This window comes from Saccharothrix violaceirubra, from assembly GCF_014203755.1.
In the GTDB taxonomy this organism is placed as follows: domain Bacteria; phylum Actinomycetota; class Actinomycetes; order Mycobacteriales; family Pseudonocardiaceae; genus Actinosynnema; species Actinosynnema violaceirubrum.
This window is the reverse complement of the sequence record NZ_JACHJS010000001.1, coordinates 5,800,950-5,824,324: the sequence shown is the minus strand read 5'-3', so window position 1 is coordinate 5,824,324 and position 23,375 is coordinate 5,800,950. Positions and strand designations below refer to the sequence as shown.

The following is a 23,375-nucleotide window of genomic DNA, read 5'->3' as shown; positions in this document are numbered from 1 at the left end:
CGGAGGGTGACCGATGACGGAGTTCGCCGCGTACCAGAGCGAGATCTACCTCCAGGGTCTCTCGGGCGTCGTGCCGCCGTTCACCACCGACCCGGCGGGGCTGGCGGCGTCGGCCAGGGAACTCCTGGGACCGGGGCCCTACTGGTACGTGGCGGGTGCGGCCGGGTCGGGCGCCACCGACCGGGCCAACCGGGCGGCGTTCGACGACTGGCGGATCGTGCCGCGGATGCTCACCGACGCCACCACGCGCCACCTCGGCGTGACCGTGCTGGGCACCGAGATGCCCGCGCCCGTGCTGCTCGCCCCGATCGGGGTGCAGTCGATCCTGCACCCGGACGGGGAGTTGGCCACGGCTCGGGCCGCCGCGGAACTGGGCGTGCCGTTCGTGCTGTCCACGGCCGCGTCCCACACGATCGAGGAGGTCGCCGAGGCGGCCGGTGACGGTGCGCGGTGGTTCCAGCTCTACTGGCCCGACGACCCGGACGTGTGCGTGAGCCTGCTGTCCCGGGCCCGCGCGGCGGGGTACGGCGTGCTCGTGGTCACGCTGGACGCGTGGACGTTGGCGTGGCGACCACACGACCTCGACCGCGCCTACCTGCCGTTCCTGCGCGGTGTCGGCACCGCGATCCCGTTCTCCGACCCGGCGTTCCGCGCCGGCCTCGACCGCGCGCCCGAGGACGACCTGCCGGTGGCGATCTCCCGGTGGGTGCGGCTGTTCACCGGCACCGACCGGTCGTGGGACCGACTGGACTTCCTGCGCGAGCACTGGGACGGCCCGATCGTCCTCAAAGGAATCCAGCACGTCGACGACGCGCGCAAGGCCGTGGACGCCGGCGTGTCCGGCATCGTCGTGTCCAACCACGGCGGACGCCAGGTCGACGGCGCGGTCGCGTCCCTGGACGTGCTGCCCGACATCGCCGACGCGGTCGGCGACCACGTCGAGGTGCTGTTCGACTCGGGCGTGCGCACCGGCGCGGACGTCGTGAAGGCGCTCGCGCTCGGTGCCAAGGCCGTCCTGATCGGACGGCCGTTCGCCTACGGCCTCGCGCACGACGGGCAGGTGGGCGTGCGCCACGTGCTGCGCGGCCTCCTCGCCGACTTCGACCTCACGCTCGGGCTGTCCGGCCACCGCAGCCCGGCCGAACTGTCCCGTGACGCGCTCAGGCGAGCTGGCGCAGGCGGTTCTGGAGCGTGGTGAAGTCCGCCGGCTGCACCGTGATCCACGGCGTGCCGTCGCCGCCGCGCGTCTTCGCCGACAGGTAGCGGCCGGTGACCGTGTCGAAGTAGGTCAACGGCGTCGCGCAACGCTGCTTGCGGCCCTGCCGGTCGCGCCGGGCGGCGTAGAGCTGACCGCCGCCCGTGCGCTGCTCGGCCAGCAGCTTGCGGACCAGTTGCGTCTCCTGCGTGTGACCGCCGGTCGGTCGGCTCTGCTGGAGGAACGACCCGCCGCCCTCGTCCGCGTCGCGTCGCGGCTGCCTGCCGCTGAGCGCGTCCTCGGGCAGCGAGATCACGCCGCCCCGTCCCGGTCGGACCTCGGGCAGCGCGGAGACCAGCGACTGCGCGGCGTCCTCGGGACGCACCGGCTCGACGACGAAGTGCTTGTCCTGGCGCAGGACGACCCGCAGCGCGTCGTCGCCCGACTGGACGACCAGGGCGCTGCGGGTGTCGTCCTCGCCCGCGTTGAAGAAGGCGTAGTACTCCGTGCCGGCCTCGGCGATCAGCCGCAGCGACCGCGCGAGGTCGGCGTGCACCTGGCGGCCCCGGGCGAGGCCGAGGCGTTCCAGGTCGGCCCAGCCGTCACGGGCGAGGTCGGCGAGGCCGCCGACGTCACCCTCGGCGAGGCGGTCCTCGTCGAACTCGACCGCCGTCACGAGCGCGTTGTGCGGCGAGCCGAGACCGACCGACTGCCAAGCGTTGTAGAGCGCGACGACCGGGATCGCGACCCTGGTCCGGAGCACTTTTTCTCCCTGCTGCTATTCGCCGATGACGGGCGGGGCCACCATGGTGCCGTCGCCGAAGATGTCCTCGGTCTCCTGGAGGTAGGACGCGGACTTGTGCTCCTTGTCCTCCTCGCCCTGACCCTGTCCGGCGCCACCGCCCATGCCGCCCATGCCCGCGGCACCCGCCGCGCCACGACCGCCGGCCGCACCGCCGTAGGCGCCGCCACCCGCGTTCGAGCCGAAGCCGCCGACGCCGGAGCGGTCGCCGGGCGAGAGCGAACCCGCCGCGCCACCGGGACCCAGACCGCCCGCGCCGGGGCCGAAGCCGCCGGGCCCGCCGCCGAGACCGGGTGCCTTCAGGCCGCCGAGCCCGCCGGGTCCGCCGCCAGGGCCACCGCCCGGACCGCCACCGCGTCCCGTGAGCGGGTTGAGGCCGCCCGTGCCGGGGGGCCGCACGCCGGGCGGGCGGTTGTTGGGGTTGTTCGGGTTGCGCGGGTCGTTGGGGTTGCGCGGGTCGTACGGCTGCCTCGGGTCGTAGCCGCCGGGCAGGTTCGGGTTGTTGGGGTTGCGCGGGTCGTTCGGCGGCGGGATCGGGGTCGGGTCGGGCGTCCAGGGACGACGGGTGCCGTCACCGCCGTCGTTGCTGGGGTTGGTCGTGGACCCGCCGCCGTCGATCCCCGTGCCCGTTCCGGTGCCCGTGCCCGTTCCGGTGGGGGTCGGGGGCGGGGACCACGAGGTGCCCGTCGTGCCGGTCGAGCTGTTGCCGTTGCGTCCCGTGCCGGTGTCGCCCGTGCCGACGCTGGAGTCGTGGCCGTTCCAGTCGTTGGGCTTGTCGACCTTGGAGTCGTCCTGGTCGACGTTGGCGCCGACCTCGGTGGGGGACTGGAAGGTCGGCAGTTCGGAGCTGGCGTTGTTGGCCTCGGAGCCGTAGCTGCTCAGCACCTGCATGTTGCGGTTGTTGACCTCTTTGCTCTGGTCGACCGCGTCGTCGTAGTCGGTGTCCCACGGGACCGCGTCGTTGTACCAGGGCTTGTCCGGAACGTCGACGGGCTGTTCCACGGAGTCGCGGGCGTGCCGGAACGAGCCGCTGATCTTGGCCGTGCTGAAGGACGCCTTCTGCGCGCTGTCGGAGGCGGTGTCGGACCAGCTGGCGAGCGGCGTGGTGTTGGCACGTGCCTGGTCGGCCGCCGTGCCCTCCCAGGAAGCGCCCGAATCCCGGACGGCCTGGTTGATCAGATCGCCGACCTCGCCGTGCCCGGAAGCGATCGTGCCCCAAGCCTCGTAACCGGGATCGGTGGTGCTCTCCGGCCCCCGCCCGTCCTTGAACCACCCGTAGATCTTGTCCGCCCCGATCCCCATGGTGATCAGCGCGAACCCCGACATGTCCATATCCACACCGGAGCCGTTAGGCGCCACTGGTCGTCACCCCTTCAAGTTCCCGATGACGATCGCCGCCACCTTTTCCGATGCCTGGCAGGACTTGTCCGCGGTCCCGGTGCCGTTGGCGGGCGGCCGTCCCTGGACGAAGATCGCGTCCTTGGCCGAGGTGCTCACGGCGGTGCTGCACGATGCCTTGCCGTCGGTGCGATCGGCGCTGTACGCCTCGCGACCCGCGATCGTCGTCCTTTTGAAGATCGGAAAGGACTTGGCGTTCTCCGCCATGGATTCCAGGTTGTCGCCCTTGGTTACAAGGGTCACGAAGAATGTGGTGTCTTTCAAGGCGTCCACCCCGAACCAGGAACATCCTGGGCCCAGGGGGGCCGAGCTTGATTCTCCGGGCCGGAAATTTCCCAGGGCGGTCAACTGGTCGGGTTTGATGAGATCGCAGGGCTTGTCCGCGAATCGAGAAATATTCAGGTCGTCGCCGTTCGAGGGCTTTCCACTCGTGGTGGAGGACGACTTCGTCTGAGAGGCGACGCCGTTCGTGGCGGGAGTCGGGGTGCCGTCTGTCGAAGAGTTCGTGCACGCGGCGAGCGCGACGGTCGCTGCACCTGCGGCGAGTGCGACCTTGAACGTCCGGTTCACGTGAGTCAGCCCTTCAGTCCCTGCTCTGCGTTCTCTTCCGTGCCCTGGTACTGCTTCAATGCCGCCTCGATGTTCTCGATCGTCTTGGTGAGCGCGGCACGTGCCTGCGCGTTGGCCCACGCGTATCCGCCGACATCGGTTCCGGCCGCCTTGCGGATCGCCATGGCTGCGAAACCGCTGTAGATGTCCTTGCCGGGGGCATTGGTAGTTTCAAGTTGTTCACGGTGGGCGTCGAGCTGCGTGAGCTTGTCCAACGCCTTCCTCAGTCCGTCGATCAACTTGTGCGCTTGGGTGGGGTCGACGCTGAACTTCGTCTGGGACCCGACGAGCGAGCTGCCGCCGGCGCCGCCGGTCACCGTCTCGGCCACGAAGTCGACCTTGCCTCCACCGCCGTCCGCCTCGTACACAGCGCTGCTCCCCTCGACCGTCACGACTGCGCCACGATGATGGCATAACGACACGATCGAGTTACGGCGTTCGGTCATCTTCGTCCAGGTCGGCACCTCGGGGCAGGGGTTGGTGCAGGTCCTGGAGGTGAAGACGCGAGCGCGGGGGACCTTCGGTCCCGATGACGGACGCTCCGCGGTGTGGGCACGGCCGGTGATCGTTTTCCTTCCGGGGTCGGTGATGAGGTGCCGTCGGGTGGTGTGGCCGATTTGTTCAAGACCTCGGGGGCCGGGCGGGGTTAGGGTCGGGAGGTGATTGGAGATGCCTGGGAATTCCTGTGGGTTCGTGCTCGTGTTTTGGAGGTTCGGAGGTTTCAATGGTTGTTCTTCGGGGGTGACGCGGGGGCCGTCGTGGACGGGGTTTCCGTTTATCGTAATCCCGACGGGGGTTTCGGCCACGGGCTCGAGCCTGATGGGCGGGGGCCCTCCAGCCAGCCGTTGCCCACCTATACCGCGCTGAGTTTGTTGGCCGATGTCGGTCACCTGGGGGCTGTCGACGGGGCGTTGGCGTTTGTCTCCTCTGTTGCCTGCGGTGACGGTGGGGTGCCCAATGCGCTGCCCTCGTCGCTCGACCATCCTCGTGCGCCCTGGTGGGTCGTGGGTGAGGAGGGTGATCTGTTGATGACCGCTTTGCTCTCCAGCTTTTTCCACCGTGTGGGTGCGCGTGGTCGGTGGTTGGACCTCGCCACCGAATTCTGCTGGGAACGCATCGAGGCGCTTGACGAATCCCATCCGTACGAGGTCAACGCGTGCGCCCGGTTCCTCGACCACGTTCCCGACCGGCCCCGGGCCGGGGTGGCTTCGGCGAGGTTGGGGGAGTTGGTGCGGCAGCGGGGCCTGGTGGATCTCGGTGACGGTGCCGTGCACGACGGGTACGCGGTGGGGGAGACGCACACCGCCACCCATTACGCGCCGCGGCCCGATTGTCTCGCGCGGCAGTGGTTCTCCGACGGGGAGATGGGTGCCGCGCTCGATCGGCTGGTCGCCGCGCGGCAGGACGACGGCGGTTGGACCTTTCCCTGGGCGGTGTGGACGCCGATCACCGAGTTCGAGTGGCGGGGCATCGTGACGGTCGACGCGCTGGCCACCCTGCGCGCCTACGGTCGGGTCTGACGCAGCAGGCCGCCCAGCGTCACGCCCGCGAACTCCCTGACCTCCCTGGACAGGTGGGGTTGGTCGGCGTAGCCGGCGGTCGCCGCGATCTCGGCGAACGGCCGGCCCTGCCACGCGAGTCGTACCGCCCGGTGGAAGCGCAGGATGCGGTGCAGCGTCTTCGGCGGGTAGCCGAACGCGGTCACGGCGCGGCGGCGCAGTTGGCGCTCACCGACCCCGGTCGACGCCACCAGGTCCGCCACGGAGGTGGCCGCCGCGATCGCCGCTACCAACGGGTCCGGTGGGGACGCACGCAACCGGCGGGTCGCCGCCGCGGCCAGGACGAGGGCCGGGTCCTCGGCCCGACCCAGTGCGTCCGCCAGGCGTTCCGCGTCCGGCCACAGGAGGTCCAGCGGCACGCGTAGGTTCAGCAGTTCCGACGCGGGCACGCCGAACGCCGCCGGCCCCACCCCCGGCGGGAAGCGCAGGCCGTACAGGGTTCCCGGGGACGTCGGCGTCACCTGGGCGACGGTGTCCGGACCCGCCACGAAGACCTCGCCGGTGGCGGTCGAGTAGATGACGTCGGTGTGGCCGTCGGGGAGGACCAGGCTCGAACCGGGTGTGGTCGTGGTGCGGTGCCACGCGCACGCGAAGCCCGCCAACGGCCGCTCGGCGTAGCTCATTTCGCCTCCGCGTAGCCGTCGACCGCCGTCGCCTCGATCGGGAACACGACCCCGGTGTCGCCGAACACCAGCGCCGTCGCCTCGGCGGCGGACTCGGTCACCAGTCGGCACACCGCCTCGGCGTCGGCCTCCGGGCTGTGGACCAGGACCTCGTCGTGCTGGAAGAACACCAGGTGCGCCGCCGGTGCCACGTCGTGCAGCCGCCGCCGCAGGGTGCCCAGCAGGACCGCCGTCCAATCCGCCGCGCTGGCCTGCACGACGAAGTTGCGCGTGAAGCGACCCCACTCCCGGGACACCCGACGCGACCTGCGCGCCGACTCCTCGGTCCCGTCCGCGTTGCCGACCGCGTCGCGCCACGCCTCCGACGGCGGCGGCGACGTCCGGCCCAACCGCGACCGCACGGCACGCCCCTGCTCGCCGGACAGCGCCGCCGCCTCCACGTAGCCGACGGCCTCGGGGAAACGCCGGCGCAGCACGGCCAGCAGCGGACCGGCCTCGCCGCTCGTGCCGCCGTACATCGCCGACAGCATGGCGATCTTCGCCCGGTCCCGGTCGCCGTCGAACGCGTCCACCGCCAACCCGGTGTACAGGTCGCCCGCGCCCGACACCTCCACCAGGCGCCGGTCGCCCGACAACGCCGCCAGCACGCGCGGCTCGAGCTGCGCCGCGTCGGCGGCCACGAGCTTCCAGCCCGGATCCGCCCGCACGGCCGTCCGCAGCACGCGCGGGATCTGCAACGCCGCACCGCCCCGCGTCGCCCACCGCCCGGACACCACGCCGCCCACCACGTAGTCCGGCCGGAACCGCCCGTCCGACACCCACGCGTCCAGCCAGGACCAGCCGTGCGCCACCCACAGCCGGGACAGCTCCTTGTACGCCAGCAACGGCTCCACGGCCGGGTGGTCGACCTGCTTGAGCACCCACGCTCGGGTCGACGGGATCTCCACGCCCTCGCGCGCGAACGCCCGGACCACCCCCGGCGGGTGGTCCGGGTTCACCGCGCGCCCGCCGAACGCCGCCGTGATCCGGTCCGCCAGCACCGCGAGCTTCTCCGGCCGCGCACCCGGCACCGGGCGCGGACCCAGTAACCGCTCCAGCAGCTCCACGTGCACGTCGGCACGCCACGGCAGCCCGTGGAACGTCATCTCGGCCGCCGTCAACGCGCTCGCCGACTCGGCCGCCGTCAGCAGCCGCAACCGCTCGGCGTGCCGGTCCGCCTGCTGCGCCGCGTGCACCCGCACCACCGCGTCGATCCCGGACACCCCGCCGGGCAGCGGTTCGGGTTCCGGCTCGAACAGGGTCGGTTGCGCCTCCTTGCGCGGCGGACCCTGGTCGGCGGGCACGGGCAGACCGTCGAGCCGGGCCACGGCCGCGCCCAGCCCGCGCGGCTGCGCGTGCCGGCCCGTGAACGCCAGCAGCAACCCCTCGGCGTGCTCCAGGTCGTGGCAGCGCCCCACCCGCACGCCACGCGCCAGCAGGTCCGGGTACACCCGCGCGGTCGACGCCCACACCCACCGCGGCGAGTGCTCCCGTTCCAGCCCGGCGACCGCACCCGCCAGGTCGGACGTCCACACCGGATCGCCCTCGGGCACGCCGGCGTCGGAGAGCGTCCGGAACGCGCCGGCGTTCTCCGTCCCGGGTACCAGGGCGACGAGCACGGGGCCGATTGTGCTCCGGGGGTCCGACAGTTCCGGCGGTCCCGGGCGGAAAACAGGCGGGGACACCCGTTCGTGGCACGGTCAAACGTGCACTATGTGCGCGTGGAACGGTTTTCCCCGGGACAACTGCTCGACCCGCGGCACGAGGTCGTGCCCCTGCGCGGTCGATCGGCGGAACTGGCCGCCCTGCGCGGCTGGCGCGACGAGCACGGCGGGCGACGCCTGATGCTGCTGCACGGTCGCGCGGGCGTCGGCAAGACCCGACTGGTCGCCCGCCTCGACGACGTCACCGTGCTCGACGACGCGGATCTCCTGCCCTGGCACGACCTCCTGGCCAGGTTCACCGACGGCGCCGTGGTCCTGCTGGCCCGCACGGCGGGCTGGTGGTGGTCGGCGATCCGGCAGCGCGCCGAGGACCTGGGCTTCGACACGGCCGACCTCGAACTCACTCCGTGTCCGCGCGAGCACGAGGCGTCGTACACCGATGCCTGCCTGCGGTTCGCGCACCGCTTCGCCCTGCCGGTGCCGGACGCGCCGACGCCCGCGGCCGAGACGTTCCACGACCTGCACCTGGCCGCGCTCGCCGCCGTGCACGGCCGCGCCGAGACCGACCGGGTCGAGCTGGTCCGCTGGCTGGGCAGCGTCGACCCGATGCCGCCCGCGACCCGCCGCCAGGCCGAGGACGCGCTGGCCGTGACGCTGCTCGACGACCGGATCGCGCCGGAGCGCTCGCCCGCCGCGCTGGAGACCCTGGCCCGCGCCGCCCGGCGGTGGCCGCACGTGCTGCGAAGAGCCGAGGAGCTGTTCACCGCCGAACCCGCGCTCGCGGCCACGGCGTCGAGCGCGGCCCTGCGCGTGGTCGCCGACTCGCCCGCCCCCGCGCGGGCCGTGGCCCGGCACGTGTTCGACGATCCGCGCTTCCACCGCGACCCGCTGCCCGCGATGCTCACCCGCACCCTGCTGCACGAGGGCGCGCGCACCGCCGAGACACCGGAACTGGCCGAGCTGTACGGGATGCTCAGCGCCCGCGCCGCGCTCGCGTCGCTCAAGGAGGAGGCGCTGGAGGCCGCGACCGAGGAGGTCGCGCTCTACCGCGAACTCGCCGAGGCCGACCCGGCCGAGCACCGGGGCGGTCTCGCCGACGCGTTGGGCGACCTGGGGCTGCGGCTGGTCGCGGTCAAGGCGACCGGACGCGCGCTGGCCACCGCCGAGGAGGCCGTCGAGATCTACCGCGACCTGACCGACGGCGACCCCGACTACCTGCCCCGACTGGCCGCCGCGTTGGAGCAGGTGGGCGTCCGCTACGCCGCCACCGGCCGCCGGGAGGACGCGCTGCACGCCGTCGACGAGGCCGCGCACCTCTACGAGGACCTGGTCGACGCCAACGGCGCGCTGTTCCGCATCGACTTCGCCAAGGCGGCGCACCACCTGGCGATCCGGCTGTTCGACCTGGACCGCGACCGCGACGCCACGCACGCCGCGCACCTGGCGATGGTGCACTGGCGATCGTCGGCCGAGTCCGATCCGCGCTATGAACCGGAGTTCGCCCGCACGCTGGTCGCGATCGCCGCGGCGCTGGCCGAGCACGGCCGGCCCGACGACGCGATCGTGGTGCTGGAGGAGGCGTCCGGCGTGCTGCGCCGGCTGGCCGACGCGAACCCGCGCGTGTTCGAGACCGAGCTGGCGTCGGCGCTCGCCGCCGCGTCCGTGCTGCTGCTGCGCGCGGACCGGTCGGACGAGGCGCGCAAGGCCGCCGACGAGGTCGTGCTGCTGCGCCGCAAGCTCGCCGCCGAGGACCCGGCCGGCCGCCCGGCGCTGGCCGCCGCGCTGGTGGAGCTGGTGACCGTCCTGACCGGACCCGACCGCTACCTGGCCGCCGAGGACGCCGTGGACCTGTTGCGGGAGTTGGACTTCCCGCGCGAGGCGCTCAACGCCGACCTCGCCGACGCGTTGCGCGACCAGTCCGTCGAACTGGTGCCGGTCGACCCGCGCCGGGCGTCGGAACTGGCCGACCTGGAGGTGGACGTGCGTCGGGAACTCGACGACGGTCCGGCCTACGCCGAGGCGGTCCTGCGCACGGCCATGCTGCGCGGCGCCACACCCGAGGGGCTGGCCGCCGCGCGGATGGCCGTGCTGCTGTGGCACGGGATGCGCACCGCCGACGAGTTGACCACCGAGCCCCGGTACGCCGACGCGCTGTCCTGCTACGCCCGGCTGTGCGCCCGGCACGGCGGCCGGCTCGACGGCGCCATGGAGGTGGCGCACCGGGCGGTCATGGTGCTGCGCGCGGCCAACGCCTCGCGGGACCGGTTCGAGGACGCGGTGCACGCCGCCGAGACGGTCATCCGGGCGCACCCCGACCAGGAGTCGGCGCGCGCCCGGATGCAGGCGTTGGTCGTGCGGGACTGGCCCGCCGAGTGAGTCGGCCCCGGGGTGGGCCGGCTAGCCCCGGGTGATCAGCGCCCGCAGGAAGAACGCCACGTTGGCCGGGCGTTCGGCGAGCCGGCGCATGAAGTAGCCGTACCACTCGTCGCCGTACGGGACGTAGACGCGCATCCGGTTGCCCTCGGCGGCCAGCCGGCGCTGCTCCTCGGGCCGGATGCCGAACAGCATCTGGTACTCGTAGGTGTCCGGCGCCCGGTGCGCGGCCAGGTCGTGCGCGATGGCGATCAGGCGCGGGTCGTGCGAGGCCACCATCGGGTAGCCCGCGCCGGCCATGAGCACCTTCAGGCACCGCACGTACGACCGGTCCACCTCGGTCTTGTCCTGGAACGCGACCGCGGCGGGCTCCTTGTACGCGCCCTTGCACAGCCGGACCCGCGACCCGGCGTGCGCCAGGTCGCGGCAGTCCTGCTCGGTGCGCTTGAGGTACGCCTGGAGCACGGCGCCCACCCGGGGGAAGTCCACCCGCAGCTCGCGCAGGATGTCCAGCGTCGAGTCCGTGGTGGTGTGGTCCTCCATGTCCAGGGTGACCGTGGTGCCCGCCGCGTCCGCCGCGACGCAGATGCGCCGGGCGTTCTCCAGCGCGATCTTCTCGCCGTCCTTGGGCAGGAACTGGCCGACGGCCGACAGCTTGACCGACACCTCGGCGCGGTCGGCGTACCCGACCTCGGCGAGGCGGCGCAGCAGCACCTCGTACGCCTCGACGGTCCCCGACGCCTGCTCGGCGTCGCGGGTGTCCTCGCCGAGGTGGTCCAGCGTCACGTACCGGCCGTCGGCCAGCACCTCGCCGGTGGTGGCGACGGCCGCGGCCGTGTCGTCGCCGGAGATGAAGCGCTTGACGACCGGCCGGGTCAGCGGCGTGCGTTCGACGAGTCCGCGGACGGCGCCGGATCTCGACGCGGCGAGCAGGGTCGAGCGGAGCATGGTCACCCCTGGTGCGGGTAGTGGTACGAGGTGGGAGCCGCGAAGGTCTCCTTGATGGACCGCGGGCTGACCCACCGGAGCAGGTTGTGCACCGAGCCCGCCTTGTCGTTGGTGCCCGACGCCCGACCGCCGCCGAAGGGCTGCTGCCCGACGACCGCGCCGGTCGGCTTGTCGTTGACGTAGAAGTTGCCCGCGGCGAACCGCAGCTCCTGCTGCGCGTGGGCGATCGCGGCCCGGTCGCGGGCGATGATCGACCCGGTCAGCGCGTACGGCGACACGCTCTCGAGCTGGCGCAGCACGGTCTCGTAGTCGGCGTCGTCGAACACGTGCACGGACAGCACCGGGCCGAAGTACTCCTCGCAGAACACGGCGTTCTCCGGGTCGGAGCCCAGCAGCACGGTCGGGCGCACGAAGTAGCCCTCGCTGTCGTCGGCCGTGCCGCCGGCCGCGATCTCCAGCGTGTCGTCCTGCCGGGCGCGGTCGAGCACGCCGGACAGCTTGTCGAACGAGCGCTTGTCGATCACGGCGCCGAGGAAGTGGGAGAAGTCGGTGACGTCGCCCTGGGTCAGCGACTCGACGTCGGCCAGGAACGCGTCCTTGACCCGGTTCCACACCGAACGCGGCACGTAGGCGCGGGACGCGGCCGAGCACTTCTGGCCCTGGTACTCGAACGCGCCGCGCACCAGCGCCGTGCGCAGGACGTCGATGTCGGCCGACGGGTGGGCGAGCACGAAGTCCTTGCCGCCGGTCTCGCCGACGATGCGCGGGTACGACCGGTAGTTCGCGATGTTCGCGCCGACCTGGCCCCACAGGTGCTGGAACGTGCGCGTGGACCCGGTGAAGTGGATGCCCGCCAGGTCCGGGTCGGCCAGGGCCACCTCGGACACGGCCAGGCCGTCGCCGGGCAGCAGGTTGATCACGCCCGGTGGCAGGCCGGCCTCTTCGAGCAGCCGCAGCGTCAGGTGTGCGGAGAAGCTCTGCGTCGGCGAGGGCTTCCACAGCACCACGTTGCCCATGAGGGCGGGCGCGGTGGGCAGGTTCGCGGCGATGGCCGTGAAGTTGAACGGCGTGACCGCGTAGACGAAGCCCTCCAGCGGGCGGTGGTCCGAGCGGTTCCACACCCCGGGCGAGGACACCGGCTGCTCGGCCAGCAGCTGCCGGCCGAAGGAGACGTTGAAGCGCCAGAAGTCGATCAGCTCGCACGCGGCGTCGATCTCGGCCTGGATCGCGGTCTTGGACTGGCCGAGCATCGTGGCCGCGTTGAGCGTCTGCCGCCACGGTCCGGCGAGCAGGTCGGCGGCGCGCAGCAGGATCGCGGCACGGTCGTCGTAGGACAGTGCGCGCCACGCGGGCGCGGCCTCCTTGGCGGCCTTGATCGCGTCACGCGTGTCCTGCTGCGTGGCACCGTGGAGGGTGCCCAGGACGGCACGGTGGTTGTGCGGCTGCACGACGTCGTAGCGCTCGCCGCCGCCGACGCGCTGCTCGCCGCCGATGGTGAGGGTGAGTTCGAGGGGCTCCTTGGCCAGTTCGGCCAGTTTCGCCTGGAGCTGCGCCCGTTCCGGGGTGCCGGGGGCGTAGCCGAGCACGGGCTCGTTGGCCGGTGCGGGGACCGTGGTCACGGCGTCCACAATCAGGCTCCTTCGCCACAGGTTTTGTTCAGATAACCGTAGGACTACCCACGGTGCGACCTGTTGTGCACGCGTCTAGGCTTGCGCGTCCGCCGTTGTGAGAATGGACAAAAGATGAGCCTGCGCCAGGTTCTGATCGCGTTGGGCGACCCGCTGGCCGAGGTGCAGGTCGCGCCGCACGGTCTGGAGGCGCACGTCGGCGACGTGGTCATCCTGGACCCGGACGACCCGCCGGACGTGCGGCCCGGCGACCTGGTGCTGATCATCGGCGCGCGCGGGCGGGCGGCGTTGCCGCTGGTCAGGGCGGCGGGTGCGGCGGGTGCGGCGGCGGTCGCGGTCAAAGTGGACAGTCCGAACCCGATGCTGCGCCAGGTCGCGGCCGACGTCGGGGTGGCGCTGCTGGCCGTCCGGCCGCAGGCCCGCTGGGACCACGTCGAGGCGCTCGCCCGGGGCGTGCTGGCCCGTGACGGGCTGGGCGGCGACCCCGGATCGGGCGAGGTGCTCGGCGACCTGTTCGCGTTGGCGCAAACGATTGCCGCGCTCACCGGCGGCATCGTCAGCATCGAGGACACCGCGTCCCGCGTGCTCGCCTACTCCCGGTCCAGCGACGACGTCGACGAGCTGCGCCGGCTGTCCATCCTGGGCCGCCAGGGGCCCGAGCCGTACCTGGAGATGCTGCGCGAGTGGGGCGTGTACCGGCGGCTGCGCGCCGGCGAGGAGGTCGTGCGCATCGACGAACGCCCCGACCTGGGCATCCGCCGCCGGCTCGCGGTCGGCGTGCACGCGGGCGACCGGCCGCTCGGCGCGATCTGGGTGCAGGAGGGCGCCGCGCCGCTCGCCGAACAGGCCGAACGCGCCCTGCTCGGTGCCGCCCGCGTCACCGCGCTCACGCTGGTACAGCAGCGCGAGCCCACCGCGGTGTTCCGGGAGAACCTGCTCGCCGCGCTGCTCGACGGTCGCACCGACGCGGCGACCGTGGCCGGCCAGATCGGCGCCGACCCGGGAAAACCCGCCGCGGTCGTCGTGTTCGCGCTGCGCGGCCACGAGGGCGCCGACCGGTCCGAGCACGAGCTGCTGCGGGCCGAGATGACCGGGCTGATCTCCGTGCACGCCGCCGCGTACCGGCGCAGCGCCCTGGTCAGCCGCTCCGGCGGGCGCACCTACGTGCTGCTGCCCGACCTGCCCCCGACCGCGCCGCTGCACGCGCTCACCACCGAGATCGTCACGGCCGCCCGCCGCCACACCGGCCTGCGGGTGCAGGGCGCGATCGGGTCGACCGTGCCCACCGTGGACGACGTGACGATCTCCCGCGACGAGGCCGACCGGGTGCTCGACGCCATGGCCCGCGACCTGGACGTCGAGGTCGCCACGCTCGCCGACGTGCGGTCGCGCGTGCTCGTCGGCGAGACGCTCGCGCTGCTGGCCGCGCACCCGCGCGTGCGCGATCCACGCCTGGCCGGGCTGGAACCCGAACTGGCCCGGTCGCTGCTGGCCTACCTGGACGCGTTCGGCGACGTGCGGGCGGCGGCGGCCGTGCTGCACGTCCACCCGAACACGCTGCGGTACCGGGTCCGGCGGGCCGGGGAGGTCGGCGGATTCGACCTCGACGACCCGTTGTTCCGGCTGTTCGCCCAACTACAACTCAGACTGCCCTGATTCGGACATCCGGCGCACTTTAAGCTGCGCCGCGTGAACCTCGAAGCGTCCGGCCGACGCGGTAGTGATTTCGCCGAGTTGTCCCGCATGGTCAAAGCGGAGGGACTGCTCGATCGGCGGGTGCGTTTCTACGTGATGTGCCTGGTCGCGGCCGTCGGTGCGCTCGCGCTGTCGGTCGCCGCGGTCGTGCTGGTCGGCGACTCGTGGTGGCAGCTCGGGCTCGCGGCCGTACTCGCCGTGGTCTACACGCAGATCGCGTTCCTGGGCCACGACTCCGGCCACCGCCAGGCGTTCGCGGGCCGACGGGCCAACGACACCGCCGGCGTGCTGCTGGGCAACCTGCTGATCGGCGTCGGCTACGGCTGGTGGATCGGCAAGCACAACCGGCACCACGCCAACCCCAACCACGAGGACGAGGACCCGGACGTCGACATCGCCGTGCTGGCGTTCAGCGCCGAGCAGGCGCAGCGCAAGCGCGGGTTCTTCCGCTGGGTCGTGAGCCACCAGGCCGCACTGTTCTTCCCGCTGCTGCTGCTCGAAGGCTTCAGCCTGCACGTGATCAGCACGGCCGCCGCCGCGCGCCGCGAGGTCAAGGGCTGGCGGCTGGAGCTGGCGTTGCTCGCCGTCCACTTCGTCGCGTACTTCGGCATCGTCTTCACGGTCATGTCGCCGGGCAAGGCGCTCGCGTTCATCGCCGTGCACCAGGGCCTGTTCGGCGTGTACATGGGCTGCTCGTTCGCGCCCAACCACAAGGGCATGCCCGTGCTGTCCGCCGGCCACGGGCTCGACTTCCTGCGCAAGCAGGTGCTGACGTCGCGCAACGTGACCGGCGGGTGGTTCACCGACTTCCTCCTCGGCGGGCTCAACTACCAGATCGAGCACCACCTGTTCCCGAACATGCCGCGCCCGCACCTGCGCCGGGCGCAGGTGCTGGTCCGCGACTACTGCGACCGCTACTCGATCTCCTACGCCGAGTGCGGCCTGTTCACCTCTTACCGCTACGTGCTGGAGCACCTGCACGAGGCGGGGTCGGAATTGCGCGGTACAGCCAAGCTCGCTCCGTCACCGTCCAGGTAGTCGTCGTGAGCAGGTAGATCCCGGCCGCCAGCGGCAGGAACGCGGCCATCACCACGGTGCCGAACGGCAGCAGCCGCAGCACCTTGGCGAACGGCGGCCGGGGTCCACCGGAACGCGCGGCCATCGCGGCCTGCCACCGCGAGGTACCGAACGCGACGGCGGTGAGCAGGGCGAACAGGCCCAGGAACACGGGCGTGTGCGCCCACGTGCCCAGCCAGTGCGAGTCGAGCGGCACGCCGAGCAGCGTGTCGTGCAGCAGCGGGCTGGGCGTCGTGACCAGGCGGTACATGAAGAAGAAGAACGGTGCCTGCACGAGCATGGGCAGGCACCCGGCGAACAGCGACGTGCCGTTCTCCTTGTACAGCTCCATCGTCTTCTTCTGGAGCTCGACCGGGTCCTTCCCGTACTTCTCCTGGAGGGCGCGGACGTCGGGTGCGAGCGCGGCGCGGGCCTTCTCGGCGCGCACCGCCGCCCGGGACAGCGGGTGCATGAGGAGGCGGACGACCACGACCAGACCCACGATGGCGAGGGCGGGCGGGGCGAACGAGGACAGCAGGGAACCGAAACTCTCGAACAAGGGTGTACTCCGTCGGAGTCGAGCGAACGGGACTAAGCGGTGGCGAACCGCTGTCCGGGTGCTCGGGGACGGGGACGACCGGCCGCGTCGGGATCGCGCAGCCTGAGGAACGCCGTGCGCAAGGACTTGCCGCGCAAGGAAAGCGAACGCACCCACGCGGGCGCGGACCGCACGACCGGTGCGGCGACGACCAACAGCAACAACACGGCCGTCGCGGCGACGATCAGGCCGGCCGGCTGGTCGACGAGGGTGAGCGTGAACAGCACAGGCAGGTACAGCGCGAGGAACAGCTGCAACCGGGCCATGCTCACACTGTACCCACGAGCGCGGGCCGGTCGGGGTGGTCGTACCGCACTGTCACGTCGGCTTCGGGCGTGTAGTCGGCGTAGGCGGGCAATGTCCACCGTTCGTCGTCGGGCGTGCGGCGGGCCAACGCGGCGGGGGACAGCCACAGGTGCACGGTCAGCTCCGCGGGCAGCCACTTGTCCAGCAGCAGCGGGCCGGCCACGACGAGCACGCCGCCGGGCGGCAGTGTCAGGTAGTCCGCGCGCGTGGCCCGGTCCGTGGCCGCGTTCCACAACGACGGCAGCACGCGTCCGTTCCCGCCGGGGTCCAGCGGTGCCAACGCCTCGCGGACCAGCCCGTCCACGTCCAGCCACCCGTCGCGGAACGAGTCGGGGTCCTCGCGGCCGTGCTCGAACCGCAGCGACGCCGGCCGCAGGAAGTCGCCCGTCGACACCCTCAGCACCGGGCGGCCCAGCGCGCGCAGCGGCTCGACCAGGGCGTCGGCGAGGTGGTCGGGCCGGGCGGCGGTGGCACCGTCCACCAGCGCCCGCGCGAACCCGTCGCGGGGCAGCGCGTCGATCCGGCCGACCAGGTCGGCGACCAGCCCGGCCGGGGTCAGCGACCGGACGTTCACGGCAGCGGCAGGTCCTGCCAGCCCGCGGGCAGCACCGGGACGGGCCAGGACGGGTCGGGTTCGAACTCCGCCCACTCCGGGGCCCACCACTGCGTGCGGGCGTTCAGCATCTCCTCGATGGCCACGCCGACCGCGCGGATCTCGGCGCCCTGCTCGGCGGTGTACTTGCCGTCGACGACCTGGGCCTCGAACTCGACCCGGTCCTTGTCCTCCCACGCGCCGTCGGGCAGGACCCAGTAGTCGAGTTCGTGGTCGAGCGTGTCGAACCCGAACGGCGTGCGCCGGAACGGGTCCTGGAGGTTGAGGTACCAGCCTTCGAACCGGCGCTCCTCGCCGCCCCAGAACAGGTCGACGGAGTACGCGTCGCCGGGGCGGTGCAGTTGGAGCTTGCCGTTGCCACGCCAGTGCGTGCTGCCCTTGACCTGCCACGGGTGCGGCCGGTGGTGGGTCGGGAAGCCGAAGTGCGTGCCGGGCACGACGAACACGACGAGCAGGTCGGGCTCGTCGACGATCACCCGCGTCGGCGTCACCAACCACGGTTTGCCGTGCAGGACCTCACGGCGCAGCGCCACGTCACCCGGTGCGAAGAACCCCATACGATCAAGGCTAGTCGCCGGTGCCCGCCCGGCGGACGGGCACCGGCGGGATTCAGCGCTTGAGAGTGAAGGCGAAGTCACCGGAGAGCGAGCCGCTCAACCGGACCGCCGAGAACAGTTCGCCGCCCTCGATCAGCCGCTTCACCTCGGTCCGCGACAGGCCGAGACCTTCGGCGATCAGCCGGACCGGCCGCACCGGTATCCGGGCGGCGAAGTGGACGGACACGTCGAGCACCTCCCGGTCGGCGCGGTCCGCGTCGCCGGTGTCGAGCCGCCAGGCGCCGTCCCAGTCGGCGGCGACGTGGTTGCGGTGCCGGAAGCCCGGGTCCTGGAGCAGTTCGGCCGCGAGGCCGGGATCGTTGTCGTGCAACCGTTCCAGCAGTCCGGGACGCAGCGAACGCACGTTCGTCCGTTCCACGACCGTGAGCTTCACGGTGTCCCCGCACCCGGTGCACAGCGCGAGGAGCCAGGCGTCGAGGAGTTTGTGGTTGGCGTTGACCCGGAACTTGCCGTCGGCCCGGAAGCGCTCGGCGGCGCACAGGTGGCAACGGCGGACGATCAGCGGCAGGCGGGTGGGCAGGACCACCCAGTTTTCGAGCACGGTGAGTACACCCCGGTTCCGTGGGAAATCCGCAGCGGGAAGCGAGCGCGGCGCACTCGGCGCGGCGCTTTCAGTGCCTGGGAGTTCTCACGCGGTGTACAACGGCCCGCTTTCGGTGGGACGACTCGATCCGCCGGCACGGTAGTGCCGGACGACGGTGTCGTGCCTACGGATTTCGGGCTCTCAGTCCCGAAGGGCTCGCCGCAGGCGGGCGGCGACGACGTCCCGGCGCGGATCGTCCCGGTCCAGCACGCGCACCAGCCGGTCGAGCAGTTCGACGTCGTCCTCGGTGGTGGCGGCCAACGCCCACACCGCCTCGGCACCGCCCCGGTCGAGCACGGTCCGGCGCACGGCGGCGGCGAGGTCCTCGCGTTCGGCGACCACGACCGGCGCCTCGGAGGCGGGCAGCAGCGGGGCCCGGTACACCCCGGCGACCCGGTCGACGTCGCCCGCGCGCACCGCGTCGCGCACGGTCAGGAAGTCGGCGCGCACCCGCGCGTGCAGCCGGTACGGCCGGGCCGACAGCACGCCGCCGAGCTGGGCGCGCAGCCGGTGCAGCTCGGCGCGGACGGTCGTGGGGTTGCCGCGTTCGCCGTAGAGCAGGAGCGCGAGGCGTTCGGCCGTCGCCCCGTGCGGGCGTAGGCACAGCGCGGCGAGCACATCGGCGTGCCGGGGCGAGAGCACGAGCGGGTAGCCGTCGAGGTCGCCCTCGGGGTCGCCGAGCAGCCGCAACGTCAGCACCGGACGGGTCCTGGCCGGCCGGGGCAGGCGCACCAGATAGCCCTCGGCCAACCTCTCCACGACGGCCTCGCGCCCGTCGCGCGTCACCACCGGACCGGACGGGTCGAGGCGGTCGCCGAACAGGCCGTGCGGTTCGGCGGCCAGCACGCGACCGGTCGGGCCGAGCAGGGCGCCGGGCTCGCCGCGCAGGCTCAGCAGGTGGTGCAGGTTGGCCGCGCGCAGGCGTTCGTCGGCGGCGTCCCGGCGCAGCCGCAGTCCGTGTTCGGCCAGCCGGGCGGACGCCGACACCAGCGCGGCCATGGCCGGGTGCAGGCTGGTCAGCGGGCCGCTCACGTCGACCGCGCCGAGCACGTGGCCGTCGGGGTCGCGCACGGGACTCGCCGTGCACGTCCAGCCGTGATAGGCGCGCACCAGGTGCTCGGCCGAGTGCACGGTCACGGGTCGGCCCAGAGCGAGCGCGGTGCCCATGGCGTTCGTGCCCACGACGTCCTCGCTCCACCGGGCGCCCTCGGTGAGCCGGGCGCGTTCGGCCAGGTCGCGCATTGCCGACGCGCCCTCGCACCAGAGCACCCGGCCGTCGGCGTCGGTCACGATCATCACGTGCGCGGACTGCGTGATCGCCTCGGCCAGCGTCTCCCGCAGCACCGGCAGCACGGCCGCCAGCGGGTGCGCGTGCCGGACGTGGGCCACCTCGTCGGGCGCGAGCACGACCGGTGCCTCGGGCCGGTCCGGGTCGACCCGCGCGGCCAGGGACCGCCGCCAGGACTCGGCGATCACCGGGCGCGGTTGTGGGGGCATGGACCCCAGGATGGTCAAGTCCGCCATGTGACGGCAAGCACATCGTTCGTCCGATCGGGTGCAACGTCCGTGCAACGTGACCCGCGCCACCATGGGCGCCGGCGAAGCGACGACGCGGAGGCGTGACATGGCCCGCTATGCGGCACCCGGACAGCCCGAAGGCCTGGTCCGGTACCGGGACCGGTACGACCACTTCATCGGCGGCGAGTACGTGCCGCCCGCGAAGGGCGGCTACTTCGCGAACCCGACCCCGGTCACCGGCGCGGTCTTCACCGAGATCGCCCGGGGCACCGCCGAGGACGTGGAGCGGGCGTTGGACGCCGCGCACGGCGCCGCGCCCGCGTGGGGCCGCACGTCGCCCGCCGAACGCGCACTCGTGCTGCACCGGATCGCGGACCGGATCGAGGCGAACCTCGAAGCCCTGGCCGTGGCCGAGACCTGGGACAACGGCAAGCCGATCCGGGAGACCCTGGCCGCCGACCTGCCGCTGGCCGTCGACCACTTCCGCTACTTCGCGGGCGTGATCCGGGCGCGGGAGGGCGGCATCTCGCAGATCTCCGACGACCTGGTCGCCTACCACTTCCACGAGCCGCTGGGCGTGGTCGCCCAGATCATCCCGTGGAACTTCCCGCTGCTCATGGCCACGTGGAAGCTCGCGCCCGCGCTGGCGGCGGGCAACGCGGTCGTGCTCAAGCCCGCCGAGCAGACGCCCGCGTCGATCCACGTGCTGCTGGACCTGATCGCCGACCTGCTGCCGCCGGGCGTGCTGAACGTCGTCAACGGGTTCGGCGTCGAGGCGGGCAAGCCGTTGGCGTCGAGCCCCCGCGTGGCGAAGGTGGCGTTCACCGGCGAGACCACGACCGGGCGGCTGATCATGCAGTACGCGAGCGAGAACATCATCCCGGTCACCCTGGAACTGGGCGGCAAGAGTCCGAACCTGTTCTTCGCCGACGTGGCCGCGCAGCGCGACGCGTTCTACGACAAGGCGCTCGAAGGCTTCACGATGTTCGCCCTCAACCAGGGCGAGGTCTGCACGTGCCCGTCGCGGGCGTTGATCCAGAGCACGATCTACGACGACTTCCTCGCCGACGCCACCACGCGCACCGAGGCCGTGCGGCAGGGTCATCCGCTCGACACCGAGACCATGATCGGCGCGCAGGCGAGCAACGACCAGCTGGAGAAGATCCTGGCCTACCTGGACATCGGCCGCCGTGAGGGTGCCCGCGTGGTGACCGGCGGCGAACGCGCCGACCTCGGCGGCGAGCTGTCCGGCGGGTACTACGTGACGCCGACGATCTTCGAGGGCGACAACAAGATGCGGATCTTCCAGGAGGAGATCTTCGGCCCGGTGGTCGCGGTGACCCGGTTCGCCGACTACGACGACGCGATCAAGACCGCCAACGACACCCTGTACGGGCTGGGCGCGGGCGTGTGGGCACGGGACGGGCGCACGGCGTACCGCGCGGGCCGAGACATCCAGGCCGGACGGGTGTGGGTGAACAACTACCACGCGTACCCGGCCGCGGCGGCGTTCGGCGGCTACAAGCAGTCCGGCATCGGCCGGGAGAACCACCGGATGATGCTCGACCACTACCAGCAGACCAAGAACCTGCTGGTCAGCTACACCGAGAACGCCCAAGGATTCTTCTGATGCCGAGGGTGGACGTGACGCCCGAGGCCGCGGAGGTGATCCGCGGCCTGCGGGCCGAGCACGGCGACGTGATGTTCCACCAGTCCGGCGGCTGCTGCGACGGCAGCGCGCCGATGTGCTTCCCGGTCGGCGAGTTCCGGACCGGGGCGTCCGACGTGCACCTGGGCGACCTGGTCGTGGACGGCAGGCCGGTGCCGGTGTGGATGTCGGCCGCGCAGTTCGAGTACTGGCGGCACACCCACCTCACGATCGACGTGGTGCCGGGCCGGGGAGCGGGTTTCTCGCTGGAGGCCCCGTCGGGCGTCCGGTTCCTGACCCGCTCCCGACTGCTGACCGACGAGGAACTAACGCTTCCAGGCGACCTGGGGTGATTCGTAGAACGCGATGCCCTGGGCACGCCAGCGCGGTGCCTGTGCGGCGAGGCGTTCCTTGTAGCCGTCCCAGCCCAACGCGGACGCGGGCGACCACGCCAGTTCCGCGATGCCCGCCAGGCGCGGGTACACCAGGTACTCCAACGCCGCGCGGTCCTCGACCGTCTCCGTCCACAGTGGAGCTTCGACGCCGAGGACCGCGTCCGCCGGCAGGTCGGCGACGAAGGCGCCCGGGTCCCAGCTGTAGGACTGCTCGACCTCGACGAAACCGGCCCACTTGAGGCCGAGTTCGGTGTCCTCCCGGTACTTCATGTCCAGGTAGGACTTGGTGGCGGGGGAGAGGATCACCTTGTTGCCGCGCTTGGCCGCCTCGACCAGTTCCGGCGCCTTGGGCTCGGTGCCCCACCACTGCGCCACGGCCGAGGCGTCCGGCGTGGCCTTGAGGAACTCGTGCCAGCCCAACGCCTTCTTGCCGTACTTGGCGACCAGGGGCAGCAGTCGGCCCATGAACGCCAGGTAGTCCTCGTCGGTGGTCTTGAGGGCCTCGTCACCGCCGATGTGGATGAACTCGCCCGGCGTGAGCGCGGCGACCTCGCGCAGCACGTCGTCGAGGAACTCGTAGGTCTCGTCCTTGTGGATCGCCACCGAGCTGAAGCCCACGTCGATGCCGGTGTAGGGCTCGCGGGCGATGCCGTCCTCGTTCAGCTCCGGGTACGCCACGAGCGCGGCGTTGGTGTGGCCGGGCAGGTCGATCTCGGGGATCACCGTGATGAACCGCTCGGCCGCGTACTCGACGAGGTCCCGGTACTCGTCCTGGGTGTAGAAGCCGCCCGTGCCGCCGCCGACCTGGGTCGTGGACCCGGCCGCCGTGAGGTTCGGCCGGCTCTTGATCTCCAGTCGCCAGCCCTGGTCGTCGGTCAGGTGCAGGTGCAGCTTGTTGATCTTGTACGCGGCGATCCGGTCGATGTACCGCTTGACCTCGTCCGGCGGGAAGAAGTGCCGGGCCACGTCGAGCATCGCGCCCCGGTGCGCGTAACGCGGGTGGTCGACGACGCTGCCGCCGGGCACGGTCCACGGCCCGTCCTGCTTCGTGCCCGACTCGGCCTTGGCGGGCAGGAGCTGGCGGAACGTCTGCACGCCCGCGAACAGCCCGGCGGCCGTGCGCGCCCGGATGATCACGCCTCGCGTGGTCACGTCGAGCTGGTAGCCCTCCTCGCCGACGGCCGGGTCGGCGCCGGTCAGCACCAGCGAGATGTCCCGACCGGACGCGCCGGGCACGACCGGCAGCCGGTACCCGGTCGACGGGCGCAGCACGCCCGCGAGGTACTCGCCCACCCGCCGCGCCTCGGGTGAGCCGGGGTGGGTGTGGACGGTGGTGTCGGCGCCGAGGGTGAAGGTCGTGCCGGGGCGCGGTTTGACGGTGACTGGGGCGGGCACGATGTGCTGCACGGCATCTCCGGTGCTGGTGGGACGGCGTCCGTGCCGCCCGACGACGCTTCCGGGCGGCGGTCCGATCACCGTTTCAGCCGCACCGGGGGGTGTCAAGGTCT

At 72.3% G+C, this 23,375-nt stretch carries 22 protein-coding genes; 7 read left to right on the top strand and 15 right to left on the bottom strand.

The window, feature by feature from the left end; translation table 11 throughout:
- The first annotated feature begins 13 nt into the window (after nucleotides 1–13).
- Nucleotides 14–1,198: a lactate 2-monooxygenase gene (locus F4559_RS26750; RefSeq protein WP_184673251.1), complete on the top strand. Its 1,185-nt coding sequence runs from the start codon at nucleotides 14–16 to the stop codon at nucleotides 1,196–1,198.
- Here F4559_RS26750 and F4559_RS26745 read toward each other — a convergent pair.
- The 4 genes from F4559_RS26745 to F4559_RS35540 are packed head-to-tail and all read right to left on the bottom strand — an operon-like array spanning nucleotide 1,161 to nucleotide 4,810.
- On the bottom strand, nucleotides 1,161–1,958 hold the full coding sequence (locus F4559_RS26745) for an ESX secretion-associated protein EspG (protein WP_184673249.1): 798 nt from the start codon (nucleotides 1,956–1,958) through the stop codon (nucleotides 1,161–1,163). The genes F4559_RS26750 and F4559_RS26745 overlap by 38 nt on opposite strands.
- A 15-nt stretch (nucleotides 1,959–1,973) precedes the next feature.
- Complete coding sequence (locus tag F4559_RS26740; protein WP_184673247.1) at nucleotides 1,974–3,323, bottom strand: hypothetical protein; 1,350 nt, start codon at nucleotides 3,321–3,323, stop codon at nucleotides 1,974–1,976.
- Nucleotides 3,324–3,362: 39 nt separating this feature from the next.
- Nucleotides 3,363–3,965, bottom strand: coding sequence for a DUF3558 domain-containing protein (locus F4559_RS26735; RefSeq protein ID WP_184673245.1), 603 nt, complete (start codon nucleotides 3,963–3,965; stop codon nucleotides 3,363–3,365).
- Between the two features lie 5 nt (nucleotides 3,966–3,970).
- Nucleotides 3,971–4,810: a hypothetical protein gene (locus tag F4559_RS35540; protein ID WP_246445338.1), complete on the bottom strand. Its 840-nt coding sequence runs from the start codon at nucleotides 4,808–4,810 to the stop codon at nucleotides 3,971–3,973.
- 222 nt (nucleotides 4,811–5,032) lie between these two features.
- Here F4559_RS35540 and F4559_RS35535 point away from each other — a divergent pair, with 222 nt between their 5' ends.
- The gene (locus tag F4559_RS35535; protein WP_246445337.1) at nucleotides 5,033–5,524 is read left to right on the top strand and encodes a hypothetical protein; all 492 of its coding nucleotides are present in this window, start codon (nucleotides 5,033–5,035) and stop codon (nucleotides 5,522–5,524) included.
- Here F4559_RS35535 and F4559_RS26720 read toward each other — a convergent pair.
- Both F4559_RS26720 and F4559_RS26715 read right to left on the bottom strand, forming a co-directional pair.
- Complete coding sequence (locus F4559_RS26720; RefSeq protein WP_184673238.1) at nucleotides 5,509–6,186, bottom strand: AraC family transcriptional regulator; 678 nt, start codon at nucleotides 6,184–6,186, stop codon at nucleotides 5,509–5,511. The two genes, F4559_RS35535 and F4559_RS26720, sit on opposite strands and share 16 nt — an antisense overlap.
- Nucleotides 6,183–7,844, bottom strand: coding sequence for a bifunctional 3'-5' exonuclease/DNA polymerase (locus F4559_RS26715; protein WP_184673236.1), 1,662 nt, complete (start codon nucleotides 7,842–7,844; stop codon nucleotides 6,183–6,185). The genes F4559_RS26720 and F4559_RS26715 overlap by 4 nt, the downstream gene beginning before the upstream one ends.
- Nucleotides 7,845–7,946: 102 nt before the next feature.
- On the opposite strand from F4559_RS26715, the gene F4559_RS26710 reads away from it, so the two are divergent.
- A complete protein-coding gene (locus F4559_RS26710; protein ID WP_184673228.1) occupies nucleotides 7,947–10,265 on the top strand; it encodes a hypothetical protein in 2,319 nt (772 codons plus the stop codon).
- Nucleotides 10,266–10,286: 21 nt separating this feature from the next.
- Here the strand turns inward: F4559_RS26710 and F4559_RS26705 are convergent, their stop codons facing one another.
- Complete coding sequence (locus tag F4559_RS26705) at nucleotides 10,287–11,210, bottom strand: proline dehydrogenase family protein (RefSeq protein ID WP_184673226.1); 924 nt, start codon at nucleotides 11,208–11,210, stop codon at nucleotides 10,287–10,289.
- 2 nt (nucleotides 11,211–11,212) lie between these two features.
- Nucleotides 11,213–12,838, bottom strand: a complete 1,626-nt coding sequence (pruA, locus tag F4559_RS26700) for an L-glutamate gamma-semialdehyde dehydrogenase (protein WP_184673223.1) — start codon at nucleotides 12,836–12,838, stop codon at nucleotides 11,213–11,215.
- A 114-nt stretch (nucleotides 12,839–12,952) separates the two neighbouring features.
- Here pruA and F4559_RS26695 point away from each other — a divergent pair, with 114 nt between their 5' ends.
- Together F4559_RS26695 and F4559_RS26690 are read left to right on the top strand one after the other, a co-directional pair.
- Entirely contained in the window at nucleotides 12,953–14,494 is a 1,542-nt protein-coding gene (locus F4559_RS26695; RefSeq protein WP_184673221.1) for a PucR family transcriptional regulator, read from the top strand.
- An 87-nt stretch (nucleotides 14,495–14,581) separates the two neighbouring features.
- Nucleotides 14,582–15,571: a fatty acid desaturase family protein gene (locus tag F4559_RS26690; protein WP_184676253.1), complete on the top strand. Its 990-nt coding sequence runs from the start codon at nucleotides 14,582–14,584 to the stop codon at nucleotides 15,569–15,571.
- Here the strand turns inward: F4559_RS26690 and F4559_RS26685 are convergent.
- The 6 genes from F4559_RS26685 to F4559_RS26660 form a co-directional block, all read right to left on the bottom strand.
- Nucleotides 15,480–16,148, bottom strand: a complete 669-nt coding sequence (locus F4559_RS26685) for a YidC/Oxa1 family membrane protein insertase (RefSeq protein WP_184673219.1) — start codon at nucleotides 16,146–16,148, stop codon at nucleotides 15,480–15,482. The genes F4559_RS26690 and F4559_RS26685 overlap by 92 nt on opposite strands.
- A 32-nt stretch (nucleotides 16,149–16,180) precedes the next feature.
- Entirely contained in the window at nucleotides 16,181–16,453 is a 273-nt protein-coding gene (locus F4559_RS26680; protein ID WP_184673217.1) for a DUF6412 domain-containing protein, read from the bottom strand.
- 2 nt (nucleotides 16,454–16,455) lie between these two features.
- Entirely contained in the window at nucleotides 16,456–17,067 is a 612-nt protein-coding gene (locus F4559_RS26675; RefSeq protein WP_184673214.1) for a nucleoside/nucleotide kinase family protein, read from the bottom strand.
- Complete coding sequence (locus F4559_RS26670) at nucleotides 17,064–17,663, bottom strand: ribonuclease FAU-1 family protein (protein WP_184673212.1); 600 nt, start codon at nucleotides 17,661–17,663, stop codon at nucleotides 17,064–17,066. Before F4559_RS26670 ends, F4559_RS26675 begins: the two co-directional genes overlap by 4 nt.
- Before the next feature lie 52 nt (nucleotides 17,664–17,715).
- Nucleotides 17,716–18,264, bottom strand: coding sequence for a DUF1062 domain-containing protein (locus tag F4559_RS26665; protein ID WP_184673210.1), 549 nt, complete (start codon nucleotides 18,262–18,264; stop codon nucleotides 17,716–17,718).
- 183 nt (nucleotides 18,265–18,447) lie between these two features.
- The gene (locus F4559_RS26660) at nucleotides 18,448–19,803 is read right to left on the bottom strand and encodes a GAF domain-containing protein (RefSeq protein WP_246445336.1); all 1,356 of its coding nucleotides are present in this window, start codon (nucleotides 19,801–19,803) and stop codon (nucleotides 18,448–18,450) included.
- A 127-nt stretch (nucleotides 19,804–19,930) separates the two neighbouring features.
- On the opposite strand from F4559_RS26660, the gene adh reads away from it, so the two are divergent.
- Nucleotides 19,931–21,454, top strand: a complete 1,524-nt coding sequence (adh, locus tag F4559_RS26655; RefSeq protein WP_184673206.1) for an aldehyde dehydrogenase — start codon at nucleotides 19,931–19,933, stop codon at nucleotides 21,452–21,454.
- Nucleotides 21,454–21,825, top strand: a complete 372-nt coding sequence (locus F4559_RS26650) for a DUF779 domain-containing protein (RefSeq protein WP_184673204.1) — start codon at nucleotides 21,454–21,456, stop codon at nucleotides 21,823–21,825. Before adh ends, F4559_RS26650 begins: the two co-directional genes overlap by 1 nt.
- Here the strand turns inward: F4559_RS26650 and F4559_RS26645 are convergent.
- On the bottom strand, nucleotides 21,799–23,262 hold the full coding sequence (locus F4559_RS26645) for a beta-N-acetylhexosaminidase (RefSeq protein WP_312865840.1): 1,464 nt from the start codon (nucleotides 23,260–23,262) through the stop codon (nucleotides 21,799–21,801). The genes F4559_RS26650 and F4559_RS26645 overlap by 27 nt on opposite strands.
- Between the last annotated feature and the right edge of the window lie 113 nt (nucleotides 23,263–23,375).

Excerpts from the sequence above, each read along its gene's own strand:
- F4559_RS26750 (WP_184673251.1), top strand. The coding sequence starts at position 14 with ATGACGGAGTTCGCCGCGTACCAGAGCGAGATCTACCTCCAGGGTCTC.
- F4559_RS26740 (WP_184673247.1), bottom strand. The coding sequence starts at position 3,323 with ATGTCGGGGTTCGCGCTGATCACCATGGGGATCGGGGCGGACAAGATC.
- F4559_RS35535 (WP_246445337.1), top strand. The coding sequence starts at position 5,033 with ATGACCGCTTTGCTCTCCAGCTTTTTCCACCGTGTGGGTGCGCGTGGT.
- F4559_RS26720 (WP_184673238.1), bottom strand. The coding sequence starts at position 6,186 with ATGAGCTACGCCGAGCGGCCGTTGGCGGGCTTCGCGTGCGCGTGGCAC.
- F4559_RS26705 (WP_184673226.1), bottom strand. The coding sequence starts at position 11,210 with ATGCTCCGCTCGACCCTGCTCGCCGCGTCGAGATCCGGCGCCGTCCGC.
- F4559_RS26695 (WP_184673221.1), top strand. The coding sequence starts at position 12,953 with ATGAGCCTGCGCCAGGTTCTGATCGCGTTGGGCGACCCGCTGGCCGAG.
- F4559_RS26690 (WP_184676253.1), top strand. The coding sequence starts at position 14,582 with ATGGTCAAAGCGGAGGGACTGCTCGATCGGCGGGTGCGTTTCTACGTG.
- F4559_RS26680 (WP_184673217.1), bottom strand. The coding sequence starts at position 16,453 with ATGGCCCGGTTGCAGCTGTTCCTCGCGCTGTACCTGCCTGTGCTGTTC.
- F4559_RS26670 (WP_184673212.1), bottom strand. The coding sequence starts at position 17,663 with ATGGGGTTCTTCGCACCGGGTGACGTGGCGCTGCGCCGTGAGGTCCTG.
- F4559_RS26660 (WP_246445336.1), bottom strand. The coding sequence starts at position 19,803 with ATGCCCCCACAACCGCGCCCGGTGATCGCCGAGTCCTGGCGGCGGTCC.
- adh (WP_184673206.1), top strand. The coding sequence starts at position 19,931 with ATGGCCCGCTATGCGGCACCCGGACAGCCCGAAGGCCTGGTCCGGTAC.
- F4559_RS26650 (WP_184673204.1), top strand. The coding sequence starts at position 21,454 with ATGCCGAGGGTGGACGTGACGCCCGAGGCCGCGGAGGTGATCCGCGGC.